This is a genomic window from Flavobacterium marginilacus, from assembly GCF_026870155.1.
In the GTDB taxonomy this organism is placed as follows: Bacteria; Bacteroidota; Bacteroidia; order Flavobacteriales; family Flavobacteriaceae; genus Flavobacterium; species Flavobacterium marginilacus.
Genome location: NZ_CP113975.1, coordinates 2987880 through 3002988 on the forward strand (window position 1 = coordinate 2987880; position 15109 = coordinate 3002988).

The 15109-nt window shown below is 33.4% G+C and carries 9 protein-coding genes; 2 read left to right on the forward strand and 7 right to left on the reverse strand.

What is annotated here, in order from left to right; all coding sequences use genetic code 11:
- Positions 1 to 2: 2 nt before the first annotated feature.
- From OZP07_RS12825 to OZP07_RS12835, 3 genes are all read right to left on the reverse strand, one after another.
- Entirely contained in the window at positions 3 to 1343 is a 1341-nt protein-coding gene (locus OZP07_RS12825; protein ID WP_281635385.1) for a UDP-glucose dehydrogenase family protein, read from the reverse strand.
- Between the two features lie 624 nt (positions 1344 to 1967).
- Positions 1968 to 2285, reverse strand: a complete 318-nt coding sequence (locus OZP07_RS12830; RefSeq protein WP_281635386.1) for an Hpt domain-containing protein — start codon at positions 2283 to 2285, stop codon at positions 1968 to 1970.
- 109 nt (positions 2286 to 2394) lie between these two features.
- Positions 2395 to 4473 carry an LruC domain-containing protein gene (locus OZP07_RS12835; protein WP_281635387.1) on the reverse strand — a complete coding sequence of 693 codons (2079 nt, stop codon included), beginning with the start codon at positions 4471 to 4473 and terminating at the stop codon, positions 2395 to 2397.
- Between the two features lie 661 nt (positions 4474 to 5134).
- Here OZP07_RS12835 and OZP07_RS12840 point away from each other — a divergent pair.
- A complete protein-coding gene (locus tag OZP07_RS12840; RefSeq protein ID WP_281635388.1) occupies positions 5135 to 6352 on the forward strand; it encodes a sensor histidine kinase in 1218 nt (405 codons plus the stop codon).
- A gap of 618 nt (positions 6353 to 6970) precedes the next feature.
- Here OZP07_RS12840 and OZP07_RS12845 read toward each other — a convergent pair.
- The 4 genes from OZP07_RS12845 to OZP07_RS12860 form a co-directional block, all read right to left on the reverse strand.
- Positions 6971 to 8707, reverse strand: coding sequence for an alpha-amylase family glycosyl hydrolase (locus OZP07_RS12845; protein ID WP_281635389.1), 1737 nt, complete (start codon positions 8705 to 8707; stop codon positions 6971 to 6973).
- 7 nt (positions 8708 to 8714) lie between these two features.
- Positions 8715 to 9641: a carbohydrate kinase family protein gene (locus tag OZP07_RS12850; RefSeq protein ID WP_281635390.1), complete on the reverse strand. Its 927-nt coding sequence runs from the start codon at positions 9639 to 9641 to the stop codon at positions 8715 to 8717.
- 35 nt (positions 9642 to 9676) lie between these two features.
- Positions 9677 to 10981 (reverse strand): MFS transporter, encoded by a 1305-nt coding sequence (locus OZP07_RS12855; protein WP_194640329.1) that lies wholly within the window; start codon positions 10979 to 10981, stop codon positions 9677 to 9679.
- 93 nt (positions 10982 to 11074) lie between these two features.
- On the reverse strand, positions 11075 to 13696 hold the full coding sequence (locus tag OZP07_RS12860; RefSeq protein WP_281635391.1) for a TonB-dependent receptor: 2622 nt from the start codon (positions 13694 to 13696) through the stop codon (positions 11075 to 11077).
- A gap of 155 nt (positions 13697 to 13851) precedes the next feature.
- Between OZP07_RS12860 and OZP07_RS12865 the strand changes: the two genes are divergently transcribed.
- Positions 13852 to 14880, forward strand: coding sequence for a LacI family DNA-binding transcriptional regulator (locus OZP07_RS12865; RefSeq protein WP_281635392.1), 1029 nt, complete (start codon positions 13852 to 13854; stop codon positions 14878 to 14880).
- Positions 14881 to 15109: the final 229 nt, after the last annotated feature.

Sequence of the window (15109 nt, forward strand, 5' to 3'; positions counted from 1 at the left end):
CCTTACGATTTTATATTATCTTTGGCTGTATCTACGCCAATACAGAAATAATCGAAACCGCTTTCTTTCATTTCTTCTCTGTCATATATATTACGTCCATCAAAAATTACTGGTGTATTAAGCAATTTTTGAACAATTTTAAAATTAGGAAATTTAAATTCCGGCCATTCTGTAAGTATGGCTAAAGCATCGGCATCAATTAGTGTTTCGTATTGATCTTCATAATATAATATTGTATCCCCAAAGTGATGCTTAGCTTCATTAATCGCAATTGGGTCATATGCTTTTACTACTGCACCCGCTTCCAAAAGATTTTTTACTATACTTAATGAAGGTGCCTCACGCATATCATCAGTTTGCGGCTTAAAAGAAAGTCCCCATAATGCAATAGTTTTACCTTTAATTTCTCCTTTAAAATAATTCATTATTTTATTAAAAAGTACTAGTTTTTGATCTTTATTAACCTCTTCAACAGCTTTGAGTACCCGCAGATCATAATTATATCCATTTGCCGTTTTTATCAATGCCTGAACATCTTTTGGGAAACAAGAACCTCCATATCCAATTCCTGCGTATAAAAACTTTTGTCCTATACGCGAATCTGACCCAATGCCTTTTCTTACCTTATTTATATCAGCACCAACAATTTCGCAGAGGTTTGCTATTTCATTAATAAAACTAATTTTTGTTGCAAGCATTGAATTTGCAGCATATTTTGTCATTTCGGCAGAAACGATATCCATAAAAATTACTGGGTGACCATTAAGGGTAAATGGCTTGTATAAACTCTTCAATAAATCTTCGGCTCTTTCGCTATCTACTCCAACCACAATTCTATCGGGTTTTAAAAAGTCATCAATTGCCGCTCCCTCTTTTAGAAATTCTGGATTTGAAGCTACATCAAATTCTACATCACTATTTCTTTTATCCAATTCCTCTTGTAAAGCTTGTTTAACTTTTTTAGAAGTTCCTACGGGTACGGTACTTTTTGTAACCACTAATAAGTAATCATTAATATGCTTACCGCATTCTCTGGCAACTGCTAGAACATATTTCAAATCTGCACTGCCATCCTCATCTGGAGGAGTTCCAACAGAAATAAATAAAACTTCTGCATCTTGGAGAGCTTCTGCAATATTAGTTGTAAAATTCAATCGTCCCTTTTTCATGTTTCTGGCAATCATATCTTCTAGACCAGGTTCATAAATAGGTATAATGCCTTTATTAAGGTTATCTATTTTATTTTGGTCTATGTCAACACATGTAACAGTAATACCTACCTCTGAAAAACAAGCACCCGTTACAAGCCCAACATAACCACTTCCAACAATTACAATTTTCATAATATTTAGATTTTTATAGTTTATTTAAAATTAAAACCAATTAAATGATGAATGCTGGATTACAAAAATTAAAATTTTGGCTACATTCAGACAAGCAAATTATAACATTTTTTTTATTTATATTAACTCAAATATAATAAAAAAAATATTACATTAATAAATTTAGCAACTAAAAATCAACGATCTATATCTATTTTTATTCTGAAGTCTATTTTTCAAAATCAGATTTTATAATAAAAAACAACATTTATATTATATCATTGAAATTTTTAATTAACAAAAAAAAATATGGCAAGTATTTTTTAAAAAAAACAGTAATGAAATCTGTGAGAATCTTTGTAATCAGTGACGAAAAAAATTACATGGCATTATTTACGGACAGTCATATAAAAAAAAATATAATTAATACCTTGTATAAAGGATTGGAATGTAATTTTTATTATATAAGCTACTGTAATATTAACACTTAGCTCAAAACAGCTCTTGGCTTAATTGAAAAAAGGGCTCAGCTTTAATTAAAAAGTCCAAACCCCATATTTTAAACTTGCACACTTTTTGGAATAGTGTCAAAAATTATTACAGTAAGCAGCACATAGAGTAATTTTAATAGACTTCTTTCATTCTTTATATTTTGTCAAAAAAATGTGTCAAGATATTTAATACCTCATTAAAATTATCATGTAGTCCAGCATTCCCTTCTCCTAAATTTATTTCATGCTCAGATGCCAATTCATAACTTTGGACAAGCCCTAAAAGACTGATTTTATGTTTAATTTTATGTACGTTATGTGCCGCCAAATCAAAGTTATTATTGATAATATTATTCAAATATGTCTCCCTCTCGCCCGGAAATTCCATTTTTAAGACCTTAAATATTTTTTCTTCAAAAACTTTATCTCCTCCGGAAAGTTGTGAAATATAAGTAAAATTCGGTTCTTCCATAATTTATTAGTCGGGGAACAAATTAATATTCTAAACAATTATTGCCTAGTTCCAGGCTACAGGAGTATTTTGTAAGATGCAAAACATTACTATTATGCATCTAACCATATTATTTATTATAAATATTGGAACTGTTTCTATATCCAGATTCGTTTTTATACCAATTTTTATAGTCTACGCCATTGCTTAAAACCCAATTTATAAATTTTAAGTGGGATACATCGATTTTTGCTTTTTCAATTGGATATTCAAAACGGCTTGGAAAATTAAGAGCCCAAGGTAAGTTATCTTTTGTTTTGTAATATTTTCCTACTGCAGACTGAGAGTTATCAGCAGAAGTTCCAAAATAGGATTTGTCCGCTAAATCAGTTGGTGCGTAATTTGGCAGATGAACCTCTTTTCCTCTTTCTTTATTTACTATAATAAATGGGTTGAAAGGTGCCATTCCGAAGACAGCTGCATCAATAGGGTTAACCAAATCTATATTGACTTCTATTGTCTCTGAGGGAACAAATGGCTCGTTAGGGTTAGTGTTACCAGAGCCATGTTTCCATGCATTGTCAAAAACAATTATGGTAGCATTTTTTTGACCAGCTTCTGTTCCGTTACCGCTTGTTTTTATGTATCCTTCAGTATATTTTGTACCTGTTACAGATAAAATCTGTGATGGAGTTACTCCAGGAATTGAAAAACCAAAACCATTTTGAAAACTAGCTCCAATAGCTCTTACCGTGAATTTTCCTTTCAAGCTGACTACCTTATTTTGCGCATTTGTAATTCTATTAAAATTATAATCAATAACCAAATCATTAAAATCGTAATCTCCTTTTGATGGCCATAAATCTTCGAAAGCAAGTGTTCCAAATATACTGCTGCTAGGGTAAAAGTTATTAAAAGCTAATTTCGGATCATTTGGATAGTCATCTGAACTATCAATTATGCCGTCTTTATCAGTATCTATACGTTCAGGGTTTATTTTTTGAACATCCAGTATTTCAACATTTTTTATTGGATTTGCTGTAGCATAAAAAACAGCATCATTAAAGTCATTGTCTCCAGCTGGGCGAATTAGATCTTCAAAGCTAATTAAGAACACACTTCTTTTGTCATCATAAAGCATAACAGTATGCTGGCGGTTTTTGATATCCGGCTCTGGATTTAACTCCAAGTTAGAATACAGCAAGCCCAATCCTTCTGTTGACTGTCTCGTTTTATCATCCCAGCCATTACGCATTAACATCCAACCTATTACGGTATTTTTTTCGAAAACGCCTAAAGAAACTTTATCCCCCGAATACAATCCTCCTCCTGAACCCGCAAATGATGCATTTGGAAAAATCACAAAACATTCTTTGACATCGGCTGGTGTTTTAGGCGGAAAATCTCGGTCATAAGTATAGTATGCCAATACATTTTTATATCCAGCCCCTTCAGAAACAAAAGTAATCCATACCTCGGCTTTATCTAAAATAACTAGATTATGCTGGTTATTTCCTAAAAGATATTCCGGATGAAATGTAGGAACAGGCATGTTTTCTGGTAATGCATTGTTTACATCTGTTAGAAAATCTTTGCTTATTATATCTGATTTAGCCAATAAATTAGTTGGCACCCCATTATTATTATATGTACCTATATAATTAATTTTGACATTAGCATTCCGTTTGCTGTAAAGGCCTTTTTCTAGTTTTGAATAAAAGGAGTTCTCGCTAAATTTTTGGCTTTTTTGTGTATTTTTTGTACCCCCAAAAGTAAAATTTACCGCGCCATTTTCTATAGGTACTTTTGTTTCTGGGACAAAACCGACAAAATTGGTTTTTAAAACAACATCTGCCATATCATCTTCAAAAGTATAGTCTACTACAAATTCTCCCTGCTGATTGGTTATACCATTAATAATTTCTTTACCATTTTCTTCCTGAAAATTGGTCCAGACACTTACTTTAACATCTGGAACAGCATTTCCTTGATTATCTTTTGTTCGAATGGTTACTTTAGCCTCTTTTGTATTCTTCCAGCTAAATGCTGAGGAAGCTTTTAAATTATCAATAGTAACCTGCCCTGGATCTACAGGAACTTCGGAAGGATCTTTACTGCAAGAATTTAGCGAAAAAATTGCGGTAAATATTATTATTAATGAATTACTGATCTTACAAGCATTTTCAAAGGAGAAACTGACATTTTTCATAAATTTCACTTTTTAAAGGATCATTATTAATGCAGATAAAATACTACTTATCTGACATATGAAGTTTATTACTATCAAATTTGTATTTAAAGTATTACTGTTTTAAAATGAAAAAGATGCATTTAAAACAACTATGAAATCATTAAATTTAAAATCTCTTTTAAAATTACAATTTAAATAGTAAAAAAAGCACGTATAAATACCTGATTTATAAAACATATAAAGCATTCAGTCACTGAAAAGCCCTGTCTGGCAGATTCATAAATGTCGAGCTTAAGGAAAGTGTAATTCGATGCGCAGCCTAAAATACCTTTTAACAGATTCCTCTTTCGATTTTACGCTTTTTCAAGTTTAGCCTGCTTTCTTCTTCAGGCAGGGTTTCAATGGTTTTTAATTTAGGAGCTGATTATTTTATAAACTAAAGTATAGTTAAGAATAAAACGTTTCATTTTAATCAAAACAAGTAAATATTGCATAGCCGGCATTTATCCCAACGGCAGATCTATAGCAAAAAACCGATTCAAATTGTTACCAGTACTGTAATAATTAAATTATAATTTTTTTTAAAATATAAATCAAAAATTTAGTAATTTCATATTTTGAAATAACATTTCGCTAATACATCCAACTGACTTTCAACAGATAAAGCTAATAACCTTGTATGCATAAACCCGAAACTCCCGATAATGAACACTTCCGTTCAAAATCCTTGCAGGAATATAAAATACTGGATACACTGGAAGAAGCAGAGTATGACGCCCTGACGAAAATAGCTGCTGAAATCTGTGGCACTCCTATCGCACTAGTAAGTTTAGTAGATGGCAACCGGCAATGGTTTAAATCGCACCATGGCTTAGATGCAACCCAAACACCCAGGGATTTTTCTTTTTGTGCCCATGCGATCAATACACCTGATGAATTATTTATTATTCCGGATGCTACTAAAGATGAAAGGTTTTTTGATAACCCATTAACAACTGACGGGCCTCATGTAGTATTTTATGCTGGTGCTCCTTTAAATACTAAGGACGGTTATGCTTTAGGAACCCTCTGTGTCATTGATACAAAACCTAGAGAAGGTCTTACAGAAGGGCAAAAAGAATCCCTAAGAGCACTGGGAAATCAAGTAATATCGCAGCTTGAACTCCGAAAAAAAAACAGATTACTGGAAGAGTTAAACAATGAAATTATTAAAAAAAACATACAGCTCAATCAATTTGCCCATCGCCTCACTCATGATTTAAAAGTTCCAATCAGCGGGGTAAACTCCCTGTTAACTTTCATAAAAGAAGATTACAAAACACTCATCAAAAATACTGAACTCGAAGAATGGATTGATTTAATCTATTCACGCAATGAGTACATGGATTTCTTAATCAATGGCATTTTAGAATATACGAAGGTTGCCAATGATGACGTTTATTTTGAAGATTTTAACGTAGAAATTGTAGTTCAATATATACTGAACAATGGTGTATTGCATACTCCTATCCATGTAAACTACATTGATTGTGATGTCATTATAAACCATTCTAAAATAGGTTTTGTCCAGATTATTCAAAATCTATTATCCAATACAATAAAACATACCGATAAAAAAGAATGCAATGTCTGGCTTACTTTCAAAGAAAATGAAACCAGCTTTTCTTTTATATATGAAGACGATGGACCTGGTATACCACAGGAATACCGGGAAAAAGTCTTTGGACTGTTTGAAACTCTAAATTCAAATTCTAGTAAAAACTCTGGCATTGGTCTGGCAACAATCAAAGCAATAGTAGACCGAATGGGAGGTACTATTTTCCTGCAGAATAGAGAAAACAATCAAAAAGGCGTGTGTTTTTGTTTTGTTCTGCCAAAAACACAGCAAGATTCTTGAAAATTGATAATTGCTCTTAAAAACAGCTGAATTTCCTTTTTTCTTAACATCTTCAGCCTTTAAAATTCACGTTTCGGTATTCAATTTAAAAAACACGAACAACAAACCTTAACAATAATACTTGTTTAAGAAAATTTGAAACAATAGCTGTAGAAATATTGAATTGTCCCGGTCTTTCAGAAAACATGTAAAACAATAGTATTTAGAAGAAACAGAAATGAATTTTCAATACGAAACTATAGTATGCTTATATAAAAAATTCTTCATGATGTAGGTTTGCTAATTTAAACACATTGCTATTCACTAATTTTATCATTACGGATAAAAATAATTAATAAATAAAACTAAAGATTTTCAATTATATAAACTAACAATCTACACAGAAACACTACAGCCAATCGAGTAGACGGCTCCGCTCCTAAAGGGACGGAGTGCGCCTCTCACACCACCGAGCGTACAGGTCACGTACTCGGCGGTTCGCAAAGAGATAGGTTAAGCTCGATATAAGCATCAGTAAAATATTGATAATCATGCTTTTACAAGCAATATTTTAAATAAATTACTGCCTTTTCCCAAAAAACCTCAGCATTGCTTCCATTTACCGCTTAACATAATCTTTTAAAAAATCATTTTTTTAGTAATTTGATTTTCGGTATGATGTATTGTGAACATATTGGTTTTAAGGTCGGCTTCTAAATATGCTATAGTATTATTGTTGGTCCATTTGATAGCTATTGAATCATCAGTCGATGGATTTATTTCAACTTTGCCCAAAAAAGCATTGGAGGTGTTTCTTAAACGAATAATCTCCAACTGTTTCTTTACAACATCAGTTTTTAATCCACGCTCTATGTCTTGCAAACTTAATGTGGTGCGGTTAATTTCTTTGTGCCCTGCACTGCCGCTATGATCTGCTGCTTCATAATTATTCTTTCCTGCAAAAACATCCAGATACCAAACCTGAGGTATTCCTGGCATAAACATTTGGATCGCTCTGGCCAAAAGTAATTTTTGTTCGTCTTCACCTAATGCACTAAAGAAAGTGGCATTTACTTGGTAATAAGAAATCTTTTTCCCTGATGGATCATAAAGATTTTTTACACGACCACCACGCTCGATGATTGTACTCATGATGGTTTCTATTTCATCATCTTCTAACAAGCCTTTGTTGTAAACACCATTAATTTCTTTTCCTTTTAAATCTAAAACTGGAATACCGTCGTGACAACCCAGCATGTTTACTGTTTTGTATCCTTTATCAAGAATTTCCTTTGCCCAGTTTAGTAGTGCTTTACTCGATTTGTTTTCGATAGTGTGGATAGTCAAACCAGGTAAGAAAAAATCATAAATAGTATAACCTTCGTTTGCTACTTCGTCATGTAAATGAAGTCCATATTCTGCATGAATTTCAGGCAAGAGCATTAAACTGTTTTTGTCTGCAATTTGCTTGATACGCTCTAAATATTCCCAAGTGCCGGGTTTGTTGAAAAAGTTTGATTCGCCAATTTGCTTATGCAAATAAGCAAAAGCATCCAAACGAAGAATATTGCAGCCATAACCATTTAGTTTTTTTAGGGTTTCTTCATAAAAATCCCACACTAATGGAGATGCTGCATTGACATCCATTTGCCCTAAATAGGAACGATTTTGTTCAGCGATCTGTAGAATTTCTGTTTTGAAAGGAGCAAAATCTTCAAATTGTATACTGCTAAAATCTTGATTTTGTTCTATTGCATCGTTGATTTTTTCACATACAATGATACGCTGCTCTGCTGTTAATTGTTTTATACTTTGTAAATCGGCAGCAGCAATTTTTTTATACGTTATTTGCTGATAAAAGGTGTTCCAATAGGGTTGTTCAGTGCCATCTGGGAAATGCACTTTTAATATGGGCAAACCAGATTTTCTCATGAAAAGTTTGTTGAGAAATTCTTCTTTAGGAATAATGATTCCTTCTTCATTTTTTTGGCCATTGCCCTTCCAGAATTCATTCCAATTGATAAAAAAATCTTTGTATTTTGATTGATTTCCTTTTTTTAGCAAATCTTTAAATTGTGGTGATGCAACGGAGAGATGATTTAATACAATATCAAATTTTAGTTTAATATTGAGCTCATTCAAAGCGTCTAAATCTGCTGTAGTAACTAAATCGTTATTAATATTATAATCAATAATAGAAAAACCTCTGTCTAAGTCGCTATTAAAAAATGTAGGCAGCACATAGAATAAAGAAAAAACATCCTTAAATTCTGGCTTTTTAAGCATACTTATAGTCTCACACAGCTTTGTTCCAATACTGTCGGGATAGGCGTTAAGCATAACACCATTAGTGATTGTTTTGTTATTTTGCTCCATGATAATTTTATAATAGTTGAGATAAGATATTGATATTGTCCGGCAAACGACCTACATTTTGCAGTTTTAAAGCCGCTAATTTTAAAGCAATATCCAGACATTCATGAATTGCTTTTTTCTTGATATAAGCAAATAAAAACCCAGACCAAAAAGCATCGCCAGCACCTGTGGTATCAACAACTTTATCTATTTTAACAGCAGGCAGTTGTATAAGGTCGTTTCCTTTTTGAGATAATTTCACTCCTTTGCTGCCCAATGTAAGACAAACGATATCAACGCCTTCGTTATGGAAAAAATTAAATATTTCTTCATGAGGAAGTTCTTTTTCAAAAAGGCGTAACATGTCATCTTCACTAATTTTTATCAACGGATTGAACTTGCAATACGTTTTGATTACTTGAATCGCTTCTTCTTGACTGTTCCAAAGTTTTTTGGCATAATTGACATCGATACTTAATCGACAGCCTAGGTTATATGCTTCTTCAGCTTTTTTTAAAATGGTGTCCTGCGCCGGTTTTTTGCTTAAAGCAAAACAAGTAGTGTGAAATATTTCAGTTTTGGATAATGTTTCTTTTGATATTTGTTCCTCATAAATACAATAATCGGCTTCACGGTATGGAATGAAGTCCGGTGTACTCTCAGATCTTGAAACAAAAATAACGCTGGTAGATTTATTATCCAGACACTTGATATGATCTGTATTTAAGCCAACACTGGACAGCCTGTCTAAAATATAAGTTCCAAAACCGTCATTTCCTACCGTTGCTACCATAATGGTATTTAATCCTAATCTTGAAGAGTTCATAGCAACATTAGTAGGTGAACCTCCTAAATAGCGATGATAATCTCTAGTGTTGTCAATAAAAACTCCTGATTGATGTCCGATAAAGTCTACAAGAACTTCACCAACACAAAGGATATCTATGTTATTCATAATTGTTGTTTTTTAATGGTTTATCGGACCAATTTTCACATCGTCTGCGGTTTTTTACTTTTAATAAAAAGTGTGGCTATTGCGCTTAATATTAAAAGTACTCCCGCAAAAGTGACGGCTAACCGAGCATCATTATTTAAAAAATGTTTTAAGATAAAACCAAAGGATAAATTTTGTAAAATCATTGGTATCACAATCATCATATTGATTATTCCCATATAAACTCCGTATCGTTCTTTAGGGATATTGGTAACAACCATCAGGTAAGGAATTCCCATCATGCTTGCCCATGCGACCCCATAGCCAATGATTACCGGAAGGAATAAATACTGATTTTGTATTATTGGGAAAAAGAAAAAGGAAATTGCCCCAAACAAAAGACAAACAAAATGCACCATTTTGGGACTGTGTCTCTTGGCTAATTTTGCCAGATAAAAAGCTACTGAAAAGGTTATAATAAATCCGAATGCACCAATCAATCCCATCCATTCTACCGCTTTTTCATAAATTTCTTTGTTAGAAGGAGTAACATTCCATACTGACAAAGCAATGCTTTTGGAATTGTTTTGCCAAAAACACATTAAAGCATACCATTGAAATAAATACACTAAAAAAAGCTGCCACATTACTTTTGGCATTTCCAATACAGCATGATAGATATCAACAAAAGGAGAAAGGAGGTTTAAGGGTTCTGATTTTATTTTTTCGATTTCTTCTTTTGCAGGTGGTATTTCTGCTGTTTTTTTCATGCTCCACCAAATCGACGTTATTGAAAGTACTGCTCCTAGAAAGAAAGAGGCATAAATCCAGTTAGGCAATTCCCCATTGTAACCTGTAAAAACGATGGGAAACAGGAATAATGAAATATAGGATAAGAATTGACCAAATCCGGTAAAAAAACTTTGTGCTTGAAAACCTGTCGGCTGCTGATCTTCGTTAAGAGTGTCGGCAATAAAAGCCCGATACGGTTCCATGGCGGTATTATTACCCACATCTAAAATCCAAAGCAGACCTGCAGCCATCCATAGTGAACTACTAAATGGGAAAAGAAATAAGGCAATACTACAAATCACAGCTCCAATAAAAAAGTAAGGTTTTCTTCTTCCCCACCTCGGATGCCAGGTTTTATCGCTCATTGCCCCAATTATGGGCTGAATCAATAATCCGGTTAGAGGTCCGGCTAAATTTAATATTGGAATTTGATCCGGACTGGCGTGAAGAAAATCATAGATAGGATTTACAGCACTTTGCTGCAAACCAAAACTGTATTGGATGCCAAAAAAGCCGACATTCATATTGATTATTTGCCAAAAACTAACTTTAGGTTTAGAGAGTACCATAATTATGTGTTTTTTATGATTTTAAAATCAATTCCTGTACTATAAAAATACAGGAATTGAAAACCAACCAACATTTATGCAATATCTATTTAATTAAAACTTATAGGATAATGCCATAGAAAGGGATCTTCCGGTCATTGATCTTGCTCTCACATAGTTTACTTTGTTTTCAGTGATGCTGCCTTCTTCTGCTTCAGTGATAGCAAGTGTGTTGAACAAGTTGTTTCCTGAAATATTTAAAGACAATCCTTTTGCAATACCTACTTCTACAAATCCATTTACAATTACAAATCCATCCATCACTAATTGATTGGAATCTTGAGCAAAAGCTTTTGACTGACCAACAAAACTTAAGCCAAGTGTGTTTTTATTCATGAATTTATAAGTAGGGATAAAACTGTACATTAATTTTGGCTGTCTTCTAGGCTGATTTCCATTGTTGTCACCAGAAGTAATTTCAGCTTTTGTGTATGTTAATGAACTTCTAAGGTTTAAATTATCGGTTACATTATAGGCAGACTCCAATTCCAGACCCAGAGATTTATAGTTGTTTTTGATAATGCTGTTTGAAGTAGCTTCGTAACCGCCCTGCTCATCTGTTTTAGAATGGAAGGCTGTAGCGTAGAAATATCCTCTATTAAATTTTTGTTTGTATCCAATTTCAGATTGTTGTAAAAAATCTAAAGCGTTGATTTTATTTCCATCCAAATAATTCAAACCACTAAATAGAATTCTGTCCGCTTTAGCTGAAGCACCTTTACTGATACGTGCGAAAACAGACTGTCTGTTATTAATTAAGAAATTGGCTCCTAAAGTATAAGAATAATAATCGTAATCATAATTTACCGGCGTAGCATTGGCATTATCAATCGCATAAACATTTTGTTCCGGTACTGATATTTTTCCGTCATTGTTGATGTCATAGGTTGTTGAAACGCCTCCGGCAAATGAACCCGTTACTTTTCCTTTGTCATAACGTAAACCTCCTTCAAATGATAATTTTTCAGTTGCATCTACCGTAATATTGATATATGGTGCCGAAACATTGTATTGTGTATCATAATTTCGGGCTAAATTTCCCCAAGCCGGAGTTCCATAAGCATAAAGACCATTTTCTGACAATAATGTACCGGCTGCATTTTTAACGTTTATCAAACGAGGATTCGCATCTGAAACTTCTTGTAAATATGAATTCCACAGCCATGACATAGATACATTTTGCATGGATTTAAAAAATCCGGCTGTTATTCCTATTTTGTCCAATTTTTTCGTCAACCTCAAATCATTCATAAAATTCCCCATGTTGTTTAATTGAGTGTCGAACATGTGAATTCTGGCAACTAAACCATTTGGAGTATTAAAAGCGGCTCCATTATCAGCATAGCTTAAAGTTGATCCAGCTCCAAACGAATTGGCAATTGTTGAAGCTGTGGCTAATTCAGCAGGGAATGGAGAAATAAAACCACCAGTATTTAATGTTAATCGGATGTTGTCATTAATTTTCCAGCCGTCGCCTAAGTCAAATGAAGCATTGGCTCCTATCGATTTTGAAATTGGATGCATTCCATTAGCAACTGCTTCTCTGCGAACATTTCCGTCAGGACCAAGTCCAAGATTATGAGTTAAGTAGATAGATTGTAAAGCACCAGTTGTGGCATCATAACCGTCAACACTTTTCCAATTTGGGTTGGCATTTGTTCCAGAAACAGCTACTGGCATTGGCATATAAGCGACCGCCCTGTCATTTAAGAATTTAGCGTAAACCGTAATAGAACCATTTTCAAATTCTTTAGTAATATTAAATTTAAATTGTCCACCATTATTGCTATTAAATCCTGTATTTCTAATTCCTTCACCAGTTCTGTAAAAACCACCAGCGTGAAAGTACAAACCTTCTCCAATTTTTCCGCCATAATCCAAATCGGTTCTAAAATTGCCATAATCTAAACCAAAAGCAGTGCTCAAATTACCACCTTCTGTTTTTCCTGTTTTGCTGATAAAGTTGATTATCCCTCCCGGAGAATTCGTTGACAAAGTAGAAGCCGAACCTCCACGAATAGCTTCTATTCTAGCAATATTTCCATCAAATCTTGTAAAAATATCTGCAGTTGCAAATGCAATATCACCAAATAATAATACCGGTAATCCATCTTCCTGAAGTTGTAAATATTTGGATCCGCCAGATGAAATTGGAACTCCACGAACAGAAATATTTGAGTTTCCTTCACCTCCTGAAGATTCTGAACGAATACCGGGAATGGTACGGAAAATTTCAGCTGTCGATCTAGGTGCGGATTGTGTTATCTGTTCTGTCCCCAATGAAGTTATCGAAACACTAGATTTTATTTTTGCTTTCGGATTTACAACTCCAGTGATCACCACATCATCTAAAACATTTGCATTTTCTACTAAGGATATGTTTTGTATGGTGTTGCCATCTATAGATACTTTTAATTCGACTGATTTAAATCCGATATAAGCAGCAATAATGTTTATCGTTTCATTTTTTAGATCTGAAAATGAATATTTTCCGTCTGAATCAGTTGCGGTTGCTTTATTACTGTTTTTTATCGTAATATTTACTCCTTGAAGTGGATTCCCCGAAGCATCAGATACTGTCCCCGATAAGTTTGAGTTTTGTGAAAAAGAGAAGTTAAAAAGCAATAATGCCGTAACTAATCCCATTTTTTTTAATAACGAATTTGTTGTTTTCATGGGTTAAAATTATTTGATTAATAATTTGTTTGGTTATTTTTTATCAAATCTATTTTTAATTTCACAAAGCAAGTTAGTGTTTTTAACCGAAAACGTTTTCGAAAACACCGAAAACGTTTTCGGTTTTGTAATTTTTTTTTTCGATATTTGTTTTTATGAGAGAGACGACATTAAAAGAAATAGCCACAGCCTTAGGCATATCCATCACCACTGTTTCAAAGGCGTTAAAAAACTATCCTGATGTTAGCGAAAAAACAAGGAAAGCAGTAATTGCTCTAGCCGAAGAATTAAGCTATACACCTAACAGTTTTGCCGTAAATCTGAGAACTAAAGAATCTAAAACCATTGGTTTGATAATTCCGGAAGTGGTGCACCATTTTTTTTCCGGAGTTGTTAATGGCATTATCGCTGAAGCAGAACGGCATGGCTATTTAGTTATTATTCTTCAGTCTAATGAATCTTTGGAATTAGAGAAAAAACAAGTAGCCCTTTTAATAAATAAAAGAGTTGATGGAATTATAATGTCGCTGTCCAACGATTCGAATGATGACATTCACCTGAAAGAAATTCTTAGAAAAGAGATTCCGTTTGTGCAATTTGATAAAATTTCCAAATTGATTCCGAGTTCAAAGGTTATTATTAATGACCAGAAAGCAGCAATGGAAGCTGTCCAGCATCTAATTGATATGGGATGCAAAAAAATCGCTCATATTCGTGGTCTTGAAAATCCGCAAAATGCCATTGATCGTTTTTTGGGGTATAAAAAAGCATTGGAAAAAAATGGAATTCCGTTTGATTCTTCATTGGTTTATTCTTGTAAAACGATCACTTTTGAGCAGGGAGTCGAATTCGCAAAACAAATTTTGGAGGAGGACAAAGGGATTGATGGAATTTTTGCCATCACGGATTTAGTTGCTGTTGGGGTTTTGGCCCATTTTAATGAAAAAGGAATTCAGGTACCTGATCAAATTGCTGTAATTGGTTTTAGCAACTGGTTAGTCTCACAGGTAATTACACCAAAATTAAGTACAGTTGATCAGCCTAGCTATGAAATGGGTGTTGCTGCTTTTAATTTGTTATTAGAAGAAATGTCATGCCGAAAAGAAGGAAAGTCTTTCGAACCTAAAATAATTGAATTGAATACTGATGTAATTCCCCGTGAATCAACACTTAAAAAGCGATAAAAAGAGACTAAAAAAAGACAAGATCACTAAAATAGTACTTTATATCAAACGCAAATATAAAATAGTCACTTAGAATATCCTCACTCCTCACCTCTCCAAAGAGGGCAATAGTGAAATATAAGCATTAGCTGCCGTTACTTTCGCTATGAAGAGTTTACGGAAAATCACCCTCAATTTATCCAACGTTTTTCACAGCATCTTATTACTTCATATTTTGGAATTACTAAAG